The organism is Komagataeibacter nataicola (assembly GCF_003207795.1).
Taxonomy (GTDB): domain Bacteria; phylum Pseudomonadota; class Alphaproteobacteria; order Acetobacterales; family Acetobacteraceae; genus Komagataeibacter; species Komagataeibacter nataicola.
The window spans coordinates 1-16,370 of the sequence record NZ_NIRT01000050.1 but is presented as its reverse complement, the minus strand read 5'-3'; the positions used below and the strand labels follow the sequence as shown (position 1 = coordinate 16,370).

General features: G+C 57.1%; 10 protein-coding genes and 2 pseudogenes. 6 read left to right on the top strand and 6 right to left on the bottom strand.

Annotation, left to right across the window (positions count from 1 at the left end):
- From CDI09_RS16265 to tkt, 5 genes are all read right to left on the bottom strand, one after another.
- The coding region (locus CDI09_RS16265; RefSeq protein WP_170120510.1) for an HAD family hydrolase at positions 1–135 on the bottom strand (135 nt) is incomplete at its 3' end.
- Between the two features lie 58 nt (positions 136–193).
- Positions 194–1,726, bottom strand: a complete 1,533-nt coding sequence (zwf, locus tag CDI09_RS16260) for a glucose-6-phosphate dehydrogenase (protein ID WP_078527251.1) — start codon at positions 1,724–1,726, stop codon at positions 194–196.
- A 108-nt stretch (positions 1,727–1,834) separates the two neighbouring features.
- The gene (gene gnd / locus CDI09_RS16255; RefSeq protein WP_078527249.1) at positions 1,835–2,836 is read right to left on the bottom strand and encodes a phosphogluconate dehydrogenase (NAD(+)-dependent, decarboxylating); all 1,002 of its coding nucleotides are present in this window, start codon (positions 2,834–2,836) and stop codon (positions 1,835–1,837) included.
- Positions 2,837–2,951: 115 nt separating this feature from the next.
- Positions 2,952–5,816 carry a bifunctional transaldolase/phosoglucose isomerase gene (locus CDI09_RS16250; protein WP_078527248.1) on the bottom strand — a complete coding sequence of 955 codons (2,865 nt, stop codon included), beginning with the start codon at positions 5,814–5,816 and terminating at the stop codon, positions 2,952–2,954.
- An 86-nt stretch (positions 5,817–5,902) separates the two neighbouring features.
- Entirely contained in the window at positions 5,903–8,023 is a 2,121-nt protein-coding gene (gene tkt, locus CDI09_RS16245; protein ID WP_078527246.1) for a transketolase, read from the bottom strand.
- 1,020 nt (positions 8,024–9,043) lie between these two features.
- Here tkt and CDI09_RS16240 point away from each other — a divergent pair.
- Complete coding sequence (locus CDI09_RS16240) at positions 9,044–10,525, top strand: sugar porter family MFS transporter (protein ID WP_078527242.1); 1,482 nt, start codon at positions 9,044–9,046, stop codon at positions 10,523–10,525.
- Between the two features lie 80 nt (positions 10,526–10,605).
- Here CDI09_RS16240 and CDI09_RS16235 read toward each other — a convergent pair whose 3' ends face one another.
- Positions 10,606–11,502: a fructose bisphosphate aldolase gene (locus CDI09_RS16235; protein ID WP_078527240.1), complete on the bottom strand. Its 897-nt coding sequence runs from the start codon at positions 11,500–11,502 to the stop codon at positions 10,606–10,608.
- Positions 11,503–11,861: 359 nt separating this feature from the next.
- On the opposite strand from CDI09_RS16235, the pseudogene CDI09_RS18705 reads away from it, so the two are divergent.
- From CDI09_RS18705 to CDI09_RS16205, 5 genes and pseudogenes are all read left to right on the top strand, one after another.
- A pseudogene (locus CDI09_RS18705) lies at positions 11,862–12,303 on the top strand (IS5/IS1182 family transposase); the annotation flags it as partial.
- Positions 12,304–12,609: 306 nt separating this feature from the next.
- Positions 12,610–13,550: pseudogene (locus CDI09_RS16220) on the top strand (IS481 family transposase); the annotation flags it as partial.
- Between the two features lie 313 nt (positions 13,551–13,863).
- On the top strand, positions 13,864–14,748 hold the full coding sequence (locus tag CDI09_RS16215; protein WP_205836620.1) for a phytanoyl-CoA dioxygenase family protein: 885 nt from the start codon (positions 13,864–13,866) through the stop codon (positions 14,746–14,748).
- Positions 14,748–15,203 carry a RidA family protein gene (locus tag CDI09_RS16210; RefSeq protein WP_078527238.1) on the top strand — a complete coding sequence of 152 codons (456 nt, stop codon included), beginning with the start codon at positions 14,748–14,750 and terminating at the stop codon, positions 15,201–15,203. The genes CDI09_RS16215 and CDI09_RS16210 overlap by 1 nt, the downstream gene beginning before the upstream one ends.
- A gap of 171 nt (positions 15,204–15,374) precedes the next feature.
- Entirely contained in the window at positions 15,375–16,301 is a 927-nt protein-coding gene (locus tag CDI09_RS16205; RefSeq protein WP_078527236.1) for a TonB-dependent receptor plug domain-containing protein, read from the top strand.
- Positions 16,302–16,370: the final 69 nt, after the last annotated feature.

Genomic DNA, 16,370 nt, shown 5'->3' with positions numbered 1-16,370 from the left:
GGTAATGGTGAACAGAATGCCCCGCTCGCGCAGGCGTTCGACCGCGCGGATGGCGCGTGGGGTCAGGATCTTGTCCTTCGTGACCAGTGTGCCATCCACGTCGGCCAGTACAAGACGTATTTCGGGGTCAAACACAGCAGTGTCCTCCTGTCAGCGTTATATCAGTCAATTTTTGGGTGCGCGTCGGGTTCGGTCAGGACCCGATTTTCAGCCAGTGCCGGTGATCGCGGGCCAGCAGGTCATCGGCAGCTTTCGGTCCCTCGCTGCCAGCCGCGTAGAAATCCAGTCCCGCGGGGGCGTGCATCCAGTCCAGAACAGGCTGGACCACGCGCCATCCTGCCTCGATATTGTCCGCGCGCTGGAACAGGGTCGCGTCGCCTATCATACAGTCATACAGCAGCGTCTCGTAGCCGGTACTTGGCCCTTCGTGGAACCATTCGGAATAGTCGAACTTCATGCGCACCCCACCCAGATGCACCGTGGGACCGGGGATCTTGGCGGAAAACTGCAGCGTCACGCCTTCAGTCGGCTGGATATGCAGCAGCATGATGTTTGGCGTCAGCTTGTCCACCGGCGTATCGCGGAACAGGGCATAGGGGGCTGACTTGAAATGCACCGCGATTTCCGTCTTGCGCGCGGCCAGGCGCTTGCCGGTGCGCACATAGAACGGCACCCCCGCCCAGCGCCAGTTGTCGATCATGAGTTTCATCGCAACATAGGTTTCGGTATGGGAATGCGGGTCGACGCCAGGTTCCTCACGATAGCCCACGACAGGCTGCTCCTTGATGCTGCCTGCCGCATACTGGCCGCGCACCACATCATGATGCTGCACGGCATGGATGGCCTTGAGCACCTTGGTCTTTTCATCACGCACCGCATCGGCATCGAATGAAATGGGCGCTTCCATCGCCGTCATGGCCAGAAGCTGCATGACATGGTTGGGCACCATGTCACGCACGGCCCCCGTGCTTTCATAAAACCGGGCGCGCTGCTCCACGCCCACCGTCTCGGCTGCCGTAATCTGCACATGGTCGATATTGTCGCGGTTCCACAAAGGCTCGAAAAAACCGTTGGAGAAGCGCAGGGCAAGGATGTTCTGCACCGTTTCCTTGCCCAGATAGTGGTCGATCCGGTAAATCTGGCTTTCACCAAGCGTGCGCAGCAGTCGCTCATTCAGCGCGATGGCGGATTGCAGGTCGCTACCAAAGGGCTTTTCGATGATGACACGGCGAAAGGCCTTCCCGCTTTCCTTCGCAAGACCGGATACGCCAAGCTGGTCCACGATCGTGCCAAAGAAACGGGCGGCCACCGCAAGGTAGAAAATACAGTTCTGGTTGCCGATTTTCCGGGCAAGGGCATCGTATGTCGCCGTCTCCTCAAACGCGCCGCGCACATAGTCGATGTTGTCGGACAGGCGCTTCCATACATCATCATGCAGGGTGACGGCTTCGGTCCCGCGACTGGTTACGAAATTTTCCAGTGAATCATGAAAGCTCTGGCGCAGGTCGGCAGCCGAGACATCGGCCCGGTCCACCACAATGATGGAGAAATGGCTGTCCAGCAGCCCCGCACTGGCCAGGTTGTAGAGTGCCGGCACAAGAAGGCGGTGCGTCAGGTCCCCGCCCCCGCCAAATATGACAAAGACCCCTGGTGGCCCGCGACGCGGCACATTTTCATGCCTGGTGTCGTCAATCTGCGAGGACGCGGATGCGACAATGCTCTCCATCTTGCTTCTCCCTGAACTTTTTCAGCGTTAAAACCCGAACAGGCCGCCCGTGGTCGTTATGGTGCCAGCATGGTCTGGCCTGCCGGGTGGGTTATCAGGCGCGCGAGATCAGTTGTTCGTGCCTTCGATATGACCACCAAAGCCGAAACGCATGGCAGACAGCATCTTCTCGGCAAAGTTGTTGCCGGTGCGGGAACGGAAACGCGTGAACAGGGCTTCCGTCATGACTGGAACGGGAACGGCTTCTTCAATCGCGGCCTCGATGGTCCAGCGGCCTTCACCGGAATCCGCCACGTCGCCCTTGTAATTGGACAGGTCCGGGTTGCCCGCCAGCGCGCGCGCCGAAAGGTCGAGCAGCCACGATGACACCACGCTGCCACGCCGCCACACTTCGGCAATATCAGCCATGTTCAGATCGAAACGCTGGTTTTCAGGCAGTTCGGTCGCGTTCTTGGACTTCATGACATGGAAGCCCTCGGCAAAGGCCTGCATGATGCCGTATTCGATGCCGTTATGGACCATCTTTACAAAATGGCCGGCCCCCGCAGGCCCGCAATGCAGATAGCCCTGTTCTGCACGCGGGTCGAAACCGGGTTTGTCGCGGTTCGGCGTGCGGGGAATATCGCCAATTCCGGGTGCTAGGGCTGACAGGATGGGGTCGATATGGTCGGTGGCATCCTTCGTGCCGCCATACATCATGCAGTAGCCGCGTTCCAGCCCCCACACGCCGCCTGATGTGCCGACATCGACATAGTGAATGCCCTTCTTCGCCAGTTCCGCAGCCCGCCGGATATCGTCCTTGTAGAAGGAATTGCCGCCATCAATCAGGATATCACCCTTGCCCAGCAGGCCACCCAGCTCCTGAACGGCTGCTTCGGTGACTTCGCCTGCGGGCAGCATGAGCCAGATGATCCGCCGCTTGGCGGTCAGTCTGGACACCATGTCCTTCAGCCCGGATGACGCAATGGTCTTTCCGGCCTCGGCCCGTTCCGCAACCCTGGACATCACGGCGGGCGTACGGTCATAAAGCACCACATCGTGCCCGTGACGTGTCAGGCGGATGGCAATGTTGCCCCCCATTTTGCCCAGTCCTACTATCCCAATCTGCATGATTTTTACTGCTCCCGTGGCAGGGACGTGCCCTGCGCTTCAGCCCGCGTTCGGGCTGATGAAAAAGAGGCCCCGCCATTCCTGCTGGTCATGACGGGGCTGTTTCGCCGCACGATCAGACGGCGGCCTTGATGGCCTGCGCCAGTTTCTCAAGCCCGGATTTCAGGTCGCCGTGGATATGCACGCGCAGGGCGCGGCGGCCGCGTTCGCCCAGCACTTCCAGATCCCCACGGGCCTGTGCTTCCTTTACGATGCTGAAGGTATATTTCTCCCCCGGCACCGGCAGGTTTACGGCGTCATCACACGTGATCTGCACGAAGACGCCCGTGTTGGGCCCACCCTTGTACGCCTGGCCGGTAGAATGCTGGAAACGCGGCCCGAATTCAGCAGCAGTAGCCAGCTTCAGGCCATCACGCACCGACAGCCGCACCTGCTGAAGCCATTCGCGCGTGGCCGTGTCGCGGTCGATATAGGCCAGCAGGGCGACATAATCGCCCGCCCTGCCCCGGGCAAAATGGGCCTTCAGGATTGCTTCCGTCGTGCCGTCCTTCAGGGCTGAAGCATTTTTGGGGTCGGCATAGAAGGCAAAGCAGCCGTCTTTCGCGAACGGTTCATACGGCGGCAGCCTGCCGGTTTCGTTATAGGCATTGGTGATCTTTTTCGTCTCGATCTTCGATGCCTCGACATCAGGCTGGTTGAAGGCATTGATGCCGATGATTGAACCGGCAACGGCGGTCGCGAATTCCCAGCGGAAGAATTCCTCGGCAATCTGGTAACGGTCATGCAGTTCGATTGTTACAACCGGCTCACCCGCCGCGATCAGCTTCTTGAATGCTTCATCCTGCTTCTCACACGGTTTTTCACCCAGGCGCAGGTAGATGAACACGCGGTCCTTGCCATAAACGGATGCGGGCCCGGCGGTTTCCCCATCAATGGGGATCAGGCCGCGGCCATCCTTGCCCGTTGATTCCGCCAGAAGCTGTTCCAGCCACGCGCCCATGTCGCATATGGCAGGCGAGGCCAGCAGCGTGACCTTGTCCCGGCCGAAATTGCGCGCGGCCACGCCAAGCACACTGCCCAGCACCACGCCGGGGTTCTGCGCGGGCGGGACCGATGCGGCGCAGGATTTCTCACCCCGCAGCGCGGAATCCAGCAGCCGCTTCAGCGGCAGGCCAGCGATGGCTGCGGGCACCATGCCGAAATCGGACAGCACGGAGTAGCGGCCACCGATCTGTTTGTTGCCGTAGAAGATTTTCCAGAACCTGTCCTTCTTCGCCACGTCTTCCATGTGCGAGCCGGGATCGGTTACGGTGATGAAGTGCGAACCGGCCTTGTCGCCCAGCACCTTTTTGGCCTGATCGAAGAAATAGGCCTTGAGGATATTCGGCTCCAGCGTGCCGCCGGATTTGGACGAAACGATGAACAGCGTTTTGCCGATGTCGATCCTGTCCTGAAAATCCCTGATCTGCTGCGGATCGGTGCTGTCGAGCACATACAGGCGCGGGAAGCCCTCATGTCTGCCAAATGTCATCGACAGGACTTCCGGCCCAAGGCTTGATCCACCCATGCCCAGCAGCAGCGCGTCACGGAAGCCGCGCGCCTTCACTTCAGCCTGGAATTCCTCGAACTTCGACAGGTCCAGCAACTGGTCATCAACAATGCTTAGCCATTTCAGCCAGCTTGCCTCGTCACGGCCTGTCCACAGGGTTGCGTCCCTATCCCACAGGCGGCGGACGTTACCCTGCGTGCGCCATGTTTCCAGTTCAGCCTTGACCGCAGTATCAAGGTCAGCCGGCAGGTTGAGCGTGGTCGTGGTAAGTTTATGGCCCAGAAACGCTGCCTGCTTGGCGGCAATCGAGCCGAGCAGGGCGTCGAATGCCTCCTCGAAACCACGCACCCCTTCATCCACCAGTGTCCGTGTCACGCCATCCAGGTCAAGGCCAAGGCGCCGGGCTTCGCTGATCACCGCGTGTGCGCCTGCCACGTCCTGTGTCAGTGTCTGCGCAACCTTGCCGTGATCGCGGAAGTCATCAAAGGTTGCGGGGGGAATGGTGTTGACGGTTTCCGGACCGATCAGGCCGTCCACGTACAGCACGTCGCTGAAGGTCTTGTCCTTGGTGCTGGTGCTGGCCCACAACAGGCGCTGGGGCATGGCGCCCGCTTGCGCCAGTTTCTGCCAGCGCGGGCTTTTCACCACGCCCTGCCAGTATTCATAGGCCAGTTTGGCGTTGGCGATGGCGACCTTGCCACGCAGGGCCTTCAGCGCGGTGGCATCCCTGTCGCCTGCCGCAACCCGATCATCGATTTCCTTATCGATCTTGACGTCGATGCGGCTGACGAAGAAGGAGGCGACGCTTGCGATCCCTTTCACACTTTCGCCACGGCTCAGGCGGTCTTCCAGCCCGGCGATATGGGCTTCCACCACCTTCTTGTAGGCATTCAGGGAGAACAGCAGTGTGACGTTGACATTGATCCCTGCGGCAATGGCGGTCTGGACTGCGGGCGCGCCTTCATCCGTGCCGGGTATCTTGATCATGAGGTTGGGCGCCCCCACCGCAAGCCACAGCCGCCGTGCTTCGGCGATGGTGGCGTCGGTATCGCGTGCCAGATAGGGCGAGACCTCAAGGCTGACATAGCCATCGACCTTCGCGGTCTGTTCATAAACCGGGCGCAGCACCTTCGCCGCCGCACGGATGTCCTCGATCGCAAGCGTTTCATACAGGGTGCCGGCATCCACGATCTGGTGTTCAAGGATCTGGCGGATCTGCGGATCGTAATCGGTGCCGTGGCCCATGGCTTTCTGGAAGATGGACGGGTTGGAGGTGACCCCTTTCAGCCCGTCTTCCTCCACCAGCTTTTTCAGCTTGCCGCTTTCGGTATAGGAACGCTGGATGAAGTCCAGCCACGGGGACTGACCAAGGCGGGCCATCTGTTTCAGCGGGTTGGCGGCATCACTGGTGCCGGCGTCATACGCGGTCATGGTGTGTTTCCTTCATGTATCGCAGGCAGCCATCCGGCTGGTGGCGCGTGGTGGCTGTCCTGTCGTAATTATGGTTGGGCGGGCGCTCAGCGCCGGGCGGCAAGCTGCCTGCGGGCCGCGGTCAGGACGGCGTCCACCGTGAAGCCGAACTTGACCTCCAGTTCACCCGCCGGGGCGGAGGCACCGAATGTGTGCATCACGATGGTGGTGCCCCGCAGGCCGACATACCGCTCCCACCCAAGCCGTGCTGCCTGTTCCACCGCCACGCGGGCGGTGATATCGGGCGGCAGCACACTGTCGCGGTAGGACTGGGGCTGGGCTTCGAACAGGTCCCATGACGGCATGGAGACGATGCGGGCCCTGACCCCTTCGGCCCTGAGCTGTTCGAAGGCTTTCACGATCAGCCCGACCTCGCTGCCTGTTGCCATAAGGATGATATCGGGCGTACCGCCGCTGCTGTCGGCCAGCACGTAGGCACCCTTTGCCATCCCGGAAGCCGGGGCATAGGTCTTGCGGCAGATGGTGGGCAGGTTCTGGCGGGTCAGCACCAGAACGGTGGGACGGTCTTGCAGCGGGACAAGGATGCGCCAGGCTTCGGCGACCTCATTGGCGTCTGCCGGGCGGATCAGGGTCACCCCCGGTGTGGCCCGGAGTTGCGCCAGTTGTTCGACCGGCTGGTGGGTCGGGCCATCTTCCCCCACCCCGATGGAATCATGGGTGAAGATATACAGCACCGGCAGCTTCATCAGCGCCGCAAGCCGGATGGGCGGCTTCATGTAATCGGAAAAGATGAAGAAGCCGGAACAGTAGGGCCGCAGGTAGGACAGCGCCAGCCCGTTGCAGATTGATCCCATGGCATGTTCACGCACGCCAAAATGCAGGTTGCGCCCGCCATAGCTACCGCCCCATTGCGGCGGCTGGAAATCACCCGCGCCATCGAATGTCAGGTGTGTCTTGGTGGATGGCGACAGGTCGGCTGACCCACCAATCATCCATGGGTAGCTGGCCGCGACCTGATTGAGCACGGTTGCGGAACTGGCGCGCGAGGCAAGCCCCTTGGCATCGGCAGGGAAATCACTGATCTGGCGATCCCAGCCTTCGGGCAGCTTCCCGGCCAGGATCAGGTCAAGCTCGGTCGCAAGGTCAGGGTGCGCCGTGCGGTAACGGGCCAGCAGGTCATACCATGCCCTGCTGGCGGCGGCCCCGCGTGTGGCGATGCCTTTCTGGAAATGTTCAGGCACGCCATCGGGCACGTAGAAGCTTCTGTCTTCCGGCCAGCCGTAGAATTTCTTGGTTTCGCGTATTTCCTCGACACCCAGCGGGGAACCATGGGCTGCCGCCGTTCCCGCCTTGTGTGGCGAACCCCAGCCAATGATGGAATGCACGATGATCAGCGTGGGCCGGGATGTTTCCGCCTTCGCTTCGGCCAGCAGGCGGCGGAAATCACCGGTATCGTTGGCGTCCTTGAGTTCCAGCACATGCCAGCCATAGGCCTCGAAGCGTTTATGCACGCTTTCGGTAAAGGCGATGCGGGTATTGCCCTCAATGGAAATATGGTTGCTGTCATAGATCCATGTCAGGTTGCCCAGCTTCAGATGGCCCGCGATGGACGCGGCCTCACTGGACACGCCTTCCATATTGTCGCCATCACCGCAGAATGTGTACGTGTGGTAGGTAAAGAGGTCGAAGCCGGGTTTATTGAAGTGCGCGGCCAGCCATTTCTGGGCAATGGCCATGCCGACGGAGTTGCCGCAGCCCTGCCCCAGCGGGCCGGTCGTGGTCTCGACGCCCGCGGTGTGGCCATATTCCGGGTGGCCAGGAGTGCGGGAGTTGAGCTGCCGGAACTGCTCGATATCCGCCAGGGTCAGCGAAGGCCTGTCCGTCTGTACGCGGCCATCCTTCACATCGCGGATCCCGGCAAGATAGATCAGTGAATACAGCAGCATGGAGGCATGACCGATCGACAGCACGAAGCGGTCACGGTTGGGCCAGAGCGGATTGGCGGGGTCATAATTCAGGACCTCGCGCCACAATGCATAGGCTGGCGGAGCCAGCGCCATGGGCGTGCCCGGATGGCCGGAATTGGCCTTCTGCACCGCATCCATAGCGAGCGTACGGATTGTATTGATGCAGAGGGTATCAATATCCGCCCGTGCATTACCGGCACCATCGGGCGCCCATACGGGACAGGGAAATAATGAACGCATGAAAACCGTCCTCCGTTGTCACGGCCAGCCCGGTTCGCAACGGGCGTTACATGGAACTGCATGAAGGGATGGCTTCCATCCGGTCATGCCTGCATGCCACGTACGTCACATACCTGTGCCGAGATCCATTACCCTGCTGCCATCCATGACAGTACAGGGGCTGTTGCGCAGACATCTTCCCAATATAGTCCACAGGTCTGGATGTAATTGATTCAGTCCTGCGGTTGATTCACATGGAACAGGCCGTCATGTCCGGCGCGGCAGTTCGTGCATTGAAGTCCCAATTTTTCCCTAATACCAGCCTTGCTCATTCACGAGTTCTTGATACGTATTTATTCTCTCTGCGCATGGGCATACATTTTTTATATGCTGCTATGGGAATGTAACAATATATGTCAAAGTCTGAAAATGTGCTGTTTCCCGCCATTTTAAGCACAAAACAGGGGTCAAAAACGCAGGGGTGTACGAACCGTGCCAGACACCTTGAAACAGGTCCGGATATCGCTCCGGTACACAAAAATATGTGCAGGATCACATATTGAAGAAATAACTCAGAATCATAATCGGATGTTTTTTAGATTTTATGAATATAATATATGTAAACATGAAATACGTTCACGGATTCGATTCAATCCATAAAATTTTTCTTATGCCATATCCAATCCTGTTACTTATATCTTCAATACGAATTTCACATAAACCGTTCCTGACACCTTTCCATGAGATATTTTTCTATCCATCGTGCTGAAAGTGATGGGTATCAGACCTGACGACTGGCCCTTTATCGTCGTTATCAGGATCTTCTTAGATTTATATAAAAATTTTAGATATCCGGGTCACAGAAAAATGTTGGCGACCGGGTTCATATCTGTTGTTCAGCAGGGGGCAATCCATGCATTGATGCATGCATATCAGCGTCTGTAATGACCCGACCGTTCATGATGGTCGGGCCGGACCCTTCCCATCACCCATGTAGCGGAACAGCCGCATTCCAATAAATAAAAAGAAAAGGTGCCACGCATGCCCGAAGAAGATCTGGTTTCCCGCGCCATGACACATGCCCGCCCACAGGGTCAGGCACCCTCCCCTGCAGCACCAACTACGGGACATGCCATTGTGGTGGGGGGGCTGGCGGCCCTTGCCGGTCTCATGTTCGGGCTGGATACCGGGGTGATCGCGGGTGCGCTGCGCTTTATCGGCACGGATTTCAATGCATCGCCACGCATGCAGGAATGGATCGTCTCCTCCATGATGGCGGCGGCGGCCGTGGGGTCACTGATTGCCGGAACAATCTCTTTCCGCTTTGGTCGCAGGCGCGCGCTGCTGGGTTCGTCCGTTCTTTTTCTGCTTGGGTCCCTGATCAGCGCGTTGGCCCCGTCCGTCGCCGTTCTCATCATCGGTCGGATTTTCCTTGGCTTCGCGGTGGGGATCGCGGCTTTTACGGCCCCCCTTTACATATCCGAAGTCTCGGCCGTGGCGCAGCGGGGGTCCATGATCGCGTGTTACCAGTTGATGATGACAGGCGGCATTTTCCTGTCCTATGTGACCGACGGCATGCTCGCAAATGGCGCGCACTGGCGGTGGATGCTGGGACTCATGACGGTGCCCGCAACCATCTTCCTCATCGGCTGCCTGTTCCTGCCTGACAGCCCGCGCTGGCTCATGATGCGGGGGGAAAGGCTGCGTGCACGCACGGTGATGCGTTACCTGCGGCCAAGCCCGCAGCAGGCTGACCGGGAAATATCCGATATTGCCACGGAACTGACCCGGGGCCGGTCGGAAGGGTTTTCGTTTTTCCGCAACAACGCCAACTTCCGCCGCTCGGTCGGGTTGGGCATCGTGTTGCAGATCATGCAGCAGCTGACCGGCATCAACGTGCTGATGTATTATGCGCCCAAAGTCTTTCAGGCCGCCGATTTCGGCGCATCCGCCGCTGGCTGGGCCACGGCGCTGATCGGGCTGATCAACCTTGTCGCCACCTGCGTCGCGATCGTGACGGTGGACCGGTGGGGCCGTCGACCGCTGCTGCTGCTCAGCTGCGCCATCATGACAGGTAGCATGCTGCTGGCAGGCGGCCTGGTTGAATATGGCGGGCATGACACCACGGCCCAGATCGCCATGGTCGGGTCGCTGCTGGTGTTTGTGCTGGGCTTCGCCATTGGCGCCGGGCCACTGGTCTGGACGTTATGCGCCGAGATCCAGCCCCTGCGTGGTCGAGACTTTGGCATTGTCTGCTCCACCTTTACCAACTGGGCGACCAACTGGGCAGTCAGCAATACCTTCCTCAGCGTGCTCGACACATTGGGGGAAGCCCATACCTTCTGGCTGTTTGCTGGCATGAATGCGCTGTTTATCGTGATCACGCTGTTTTACGTGCCGGAAACGAAGGGAGTTTCGCTGGAAGATATTGAATCCCATCTGCTTGCCGGATGGCCGTTGCGTGACCTGGGCGCGCGTTCCATGCCACAGGACGGAAAGGTATCCACACGCCCATCGGCGTGAAACGGGACGGCAGGCGAACAAAAAACGGCTTTCGGAATGAACCGGAAGCCGTTTCTGTCGGGGACAAAGAAGAACGGGTATCAGCCCTTCTGCGTCGATGCCTTGAAAATCTGTTCGATGGCTTTTGCCAGGGCTGCATCGAATTCTGCATCCGTCATGGTGTAACGTAGATCTTCAAGCAGCGCGCGCGAGAAGCTGGCGATCATACCATGGTTGGCCGCCAGCCGCTGACACGCTTCATCACGCGGATACCCACCGGACAGCGCCACCACGCGCTGCACGCGCGGATGTTTGATCAGGTCAAGGTAAAGATCGGCCTTTTCAGGGATCGAGACCTTGATCATCACCTGATAGTCACCCGGCAGGGCATCCAGCCCACGGTGCAGTTCATCATGCAGCAGGGCTTCCGCCCCTGCCTTGTCCGGGCTTTTGATCAGGACTTCGGGTTCCATGATAGGTACAAGACCACGTGCCGCGACCTGTTCGGCCAGGGTGAACTGCTGCTTCACGATGGCGGCAATGCCCTCGCGTTCGGCCAGGCGGATGACCGAGCGCGCCTTCGTGCCGTAAATGCCCTTGCTGACCGCCTGGTCCAGCATGGCTTCAAGGGTGGGAATGGGTTTCATCACCTGCACGCCGCCCGCTTCGGGTTCCAGCCCCTTGTCCACCTTCAGGAACGGGACAACCCCCTTTTCCTGCCACAGATAGGCGGGGACTGGAGTGTCTTTCACCAGTCCGTTCATGGTCTGCTCGAACAAAATGGCGGCGAGGATCTTCTTGCCCGTAAAGGCCGGAGCGGTAATGACCCGGACCCGCATTTCATGCATGAGGGCGAACATCTGGGAATCGGTACTGTAAGCGCTGTCGGGTATGCCGTAATGCCGCAGCGCACCCGGTGTTGATCCCCCGCTCTGGTCCAGGGCTGCAATGAAGCCCGCGTTCTCCGACATGTTCTTACGCATCTGCTCAACAGGCATGGTTATTTGTCCTATACTTAGTATTTATATATATCCGTGGTGGCAATTTATTATATAATTATAGACACTCATTATTGATTAATGATATAAAATATAGGTGAAAAATAAATACAAAAAATGCATAAATGTATATCGAAACATGAAATAATATGTTTTTATAACAGCTGCGTGCCCGATAACAGAGTTGAACTGGCACATTGTTCGTGCAACGTGGATACAGTTATTAAATAAATAATCCTCTGCAACCGTCCATGCGAAGCATTGCGAATGCGAGGTTCAGGACCCATTGATCCGAGGTGGAAAATCTAATTCAGGCTCCGCGATGAGACTGGAGATGAGCGAACAGATGGCGCGTCTGCGGCCGCTCTCGGGTTGATGGCTGTCGAGTATTGGCGGGATCATTTTTGTGAACCGCAATAGTCTGCGCTGGCGCGATGCGCGCCCGGAATACGGCTCACACAAGACACTGTACAACCGCTGGAAACCCCGGGGCGCCATGGGGATCTTCATCCGAATGATGGATGGCCAGGCTGCTGGAAAGGCAGAACCTCAGACCGTCATGGTTGATGCGACCTGTCGCAAGGCACATCGCACGGCTTCAGGCCTGCAGCTAAAAAAGGGGATCCAGGCCGCCTGACTGGGCGCACCAAAGGTGGCATGAATGCGAAGCTTCATGCGGTTACTGGCAAAAACGGACATCCGCTCAGCTTCTTCATGACGGCAGGGCCTGTGCGCGATTACACGGGTGCTTCAGCCCTTCTCTACAGTTTCCCCATCGTACAGTGGATGCTGGCCGGAAAGCACACGGGAAACCCCGTTAGGTAAGACAAAAGAAAATATAAGTGTTGATTTTCACTGAGAGCTGATGGGGTGGATGCCCGCTCCCGATGGTATCGCGATGTGCCAAGGTGATGTTGTTGAATAACGTCACGAGAAGGAGAAGGCATCCACCCCATCAGTTCTCAGTGGAAATCAACATTCTCAAGACATCCTGCGCAATTTTGCGCAGATTGGTGCAGCAGTCCCCCCAGCACCACGCCGGGTGGCTACCTGTTTAGTCCCGGGATTTGATGATGTGATATTTTCACGTGAGTGGAAGGAAGCATTATGGGACAGATACGTCATGGCAGCGCCACGACCACGCACGCCGTGCGAGCAGCAATACAGCGATCGGAGGCTTCGCTCGCGGCGCTGAGCAAGACGTTCGGGATCAACCCGAAAACAGTTGCAAAATGGCGGAAGCGTCAGACTGTCGAAGACCAGAAGAGCCCCGATCAACGGTCCTGTCCGCGACGGATGAAGCGATGATCGTGGCCTTCCGTCGGCATACCTTACTGCCGTTGGACAATTGCCTTTATGCGTTGCAGGCCACCATTCCGCATCTGACACGCTCAGCGCTGCATCGCTGTCTTCAGCGTCACGGGATTTCACGCCTGCCTGATATCGCAGAAGACAAGCCGAAACGGCAGCCCTTCAAGCGCTATCCGACTGGTTTTTTCCATATCGATATTGCCGAAGTTCAGACTGCCGAAGGAAAGCTTTACCTTTTCGTCGTCATAGACCGCACAAGCAAGCTTGCGGTGGTGCAACTTGCAGACAAAGCCAACAGAAGAACGGCCTGGGCGTTTCTCGAACATCTTCTGCGCATCGTCCCTTATCGGGTTCATACCATCCTGACGGACAACGGCATCCAGTTCGCTGAGCAGCCCCGCAACCGGGGCACGGCATGGTCACGTTCCATGCGTTTCGACATGATCTGCGAGGCCAACGGGATCGAGCATCGCCTGACAAAACCCAATCACCCGTGGACCAATGGTCAGGTCGCGCGAATGAACCGCACAATCAAGGAAGCTACTGTCAAACGGTTCCATTATGACAGCCATGAGCAGTTGAGGACGCACCTCAATGACTTTATGGCCGCGTATAATTTCGGGCGAAGGCTCAAGACACTCAAAGGCCTCACGCCCTATGAATACATCTGCAGGATCTGGACTTCAGAGCCAGAAAGATTCATCGTCAATCCAACCCATCAAATCCCGGGACTAAACACCCAGGTGGATTTGCCAATACCCAAGTCGATCGCAATGCGCGTGCGTGACAGCCCGCTGCTCAACGCAATCCTCACGACTTCGCGTTTAAAATCTTCCATATGATTCGTTGTCTCGTCGGTCTCGAGCTTAAAACGCTCAGATAACCGGCACGAAACCATTACAGGTCCAATAGGATCCTGCGCCAGAGCCGTTTCATTTTGGGCGGAATATGGCTGACAATTACATTGCGAAATCGATCCAAAGATGGATTGAAAACCCACGTCAGCACACGCACGCTGGTTTCCAGTCACAACCCAAGTGAGAAACGATCATGGAAGCCATTCACCTTCCCCCCACGGCGACACCTGAAGAAGTGGTCGCAACCCTGCGTCAATATGGCTACGCGATTGTAGATGATCTGGCATCACCAGAACTGATGGACAGGATCACCAAGGAAATGCAGCCCTATATTGATCACACTCTCTATGGGGCTGATAATTTCATCGGGAAACTCACAAAACGGACAGGTGCCCTGATTGCACGTTCACCCGCGGCACGTGAACTCGTCATGAACAATACCGCCACACAGGTGGCAAGGCAGTTCCTGCATAAGGCTACGGCGGTCCAACTGCATCTGACACAGATCATCAGCGTCTTTCCAGGATCGCCTGCACAGGCACTCCATCTTGACCAGATCGTATGGGATTTTTTCCCTTTTCCGGCAGATTATGATGTGCAGTGCAATATTCTTTGGGCCATGACTGATTATACAGAAGAAATGGGAGCAACCCGCGTCGTGCCAGGCAGTCATCTGGATGACCGCACCAAATACGATGCCAGTGAAGCCATTCCCGCTGTAATGCGCCGTGGTTCCGCACTGTTTTATACGGGTAAGGTCTGGCATGGGGCTGGTGCCAACATATCGGACAAAATACGTCAGGCTATCAATATTACCTATGCCGTTGGCTGGGTGAGGCAGGAAGAAAACCAGTACCTAACAACCCCGGTCGAGATTGCGAAAACCCTGCCTGATGACCTTCTGAAGCTGATGGGATATCAGACCGGCTGCTTCGCACTGGGTTATGTCGGTGATTTCGAAGATCCGATGACGATCGTGCGTGATAACATGCCGCATGAAGTACACAGCACTTCGTCCATTGGGCAAAAGAGCCAGACTTCCACCCAGGCTGCAGATCTTGCGAAAAGTAGCAAATAATGAAAACTTGCACCAATATTAGCCGCACGGCGCCGGATATCGGTTACCTTGATGCGGATATTTTTGATGCCATGGGCTTTTCCCAGTCAGTCAAGTTCGGCAACATGGTTCACTATGCTGGTGTTGCGCCGCTCAGAGGCAGCCTGAAAAACCTGCAGATCATCAGTGAAGACGATATGGCCGGGCAGATTGAATTCGTGTTGGCAACGCTTGATGCCTGCCTGAAGGCTGACGGCCTGACACGTGAGCATCTGTTAAGCTGGACCATCTATACAACAGATATTGCCGAACTTTCCACCCATGCGGCATTGCTGGCCAAATGGGTTGGCCCATATCGCCCGGCCAGCACAATCGTGGAGGTCTCTGCGCTTTTTCTTCCTAAACAGAAATTGGAAATAACGGTATTCGCTGCTGTTCCGCCAGGGGGCTGCGCTTCGGATTTGGTAACGTCATGATCCTTTCTGTTTCCATGCGCAATCCGTGGGTTGTTGGGGCACCCATTTCTGCAATGCGATCGCGTATGGATTGTAAAAATCGCATCTTGAAGTTGGGAATGTGCACGACATGAATTTTTATAAATAGAAATTATTTTTCTCTTGCATGGCATGAAAAAGGAGTGCAGGTTTATGAATATACTTCAATACAGATATCATCTTACTTGTGCATTGTCATGCGCAGTTGCCATTCCCGCTCTTGTTATTGGACTAGGGGGAGAAAGCAGCTATGCGGCTCCGGCTGTAGCAGATAACACGACGACATCCAAACCACGCCATATCAAGTCTTCAGGTCGTGCGGGTACCCACATTGCCCAGTCCGCGACCAGCGCGCCCGTGCCGCCGTCAGCGCCTGAAGTGCTCAGGGTTTCCACGGCGCATAATGTTTCCCACGGGTCGCAGCAGGCCGTATCGCGTAAGACAATGGATATTTATGTTCCCGGCACCAGCCCACTGGCCGTGCTGGCGAATACGACACCGGGTGTAAGCTTTGCATCAGATGACCCGTTCGGCCTCGATACGGTGGCAAACACGCTTTATATCCGTGGCTTCAATCAGAGCCAGATCGGCGCCACACTTGATGGCATACCCATGGGTGACCAGGGATTTCAGCAATATAATGGCCTCGATATCAATGAGGCGGTGATTCAGGATAATATTGCTGCCATGCAACTCTCCCAAGGTGGGGGAGCGCTCAGCACGCCTTCCACGACCAACCTTGGTGGTGCCCTGACCTATCGCACCAGCGATCCTGACGAGGTGGCAGGCGGACGCGTATCACAGACATTTGGCAGTAACCATACCTTCCGCACGTTTGCCCGGGTGGATAGTGGCAAGCTGAATGCCTCGGGAACCAGGTTTTATGCCTCTTACGCCCGGACCGACGATAATTTATGGAAAGGCTATGGCGACCAGCTTGCCCAGCAGGTCAATTTCAAGCTTGTTCAGCCATTTCATGATGTAGGCAAAATCTCTGCCATCTTTGACTGGTCCGAACTTGACCAGTACAATTACATGGCAGAAAGCCTGATACCAACCGTTGATTGCTATAACCTATGAGCCCAATTGCGCAGTCCGATTGACATGATGCGCCATGGTTGATCGACGAGCTGGTTCCAGGCATGGCAG

Excerpts from the sequence above, each read along its gene's own strand:
- CDI09_RS16240 (WP_078527242.1), top strand. The coding sequence starts at position 9,044 with ATGCCCGAAGAAGATCTGGTTTCCCGCGCCATGACACATGCCCGCCCA.
- tkt (WP_078527246.1), bottom strand. The coding sequence starts at position 8,023 with ATGCGTTCATTATTTCCCTGTCCCGTATGGGCGCCCGATGGTGCCGGT.
- zwf (WP_078527251.1), bottom strand. The coding sequence starts at position 1,726 with ATGGAGAGCATTGTCGCATCCGCGTCCTCGCAGATTGACGACACCAGG.
- CDI09_RS16250 (WP_078527248.1), bottom strand. The coding sequence starts at position 5,816 with ATGACCGCGTATGACGCCGGCACCAGTGATGCCGCCAACCCGCTGAAA.
- CDI09_RS16205 (WP_078527236.1), top strand. The coding sequence starts at position 15,375 with ATGAATATACTTCAATACAGATATCATCTTACTTGTGCATTGTCATGC.
- CDI09_RS16235 (WP_078527240.1), bottom strand. The coding sequence starts at position 11,502 with ATGCCTGTTGAGCAGATGCGTAAGAACATGTCGGAGAACGCGGGCTTC.
- CDI09_RS16215 (WP_205836620.1), top strand. The coding sequence starts at position 13,864 with ATGGAAGCCATTCACCTTCCCCCCACGGCGACACCTGAAGAAGTGGTC.
- CDI09_RS16210 (WP_078527238.1), top strand. The coding sequence starts at position 14,748 with ATGAAAACTTGCACCAATATTAGCCGCACGGCGCCGGATATCGGTTAC.
- gnd (WP_078527249.1), bottom strand. The coding sequence starts at position 2,836 with ATGCAGATTGGGATAGTAGGACTGGGCAAAATGGGGGGCAACATTGCC.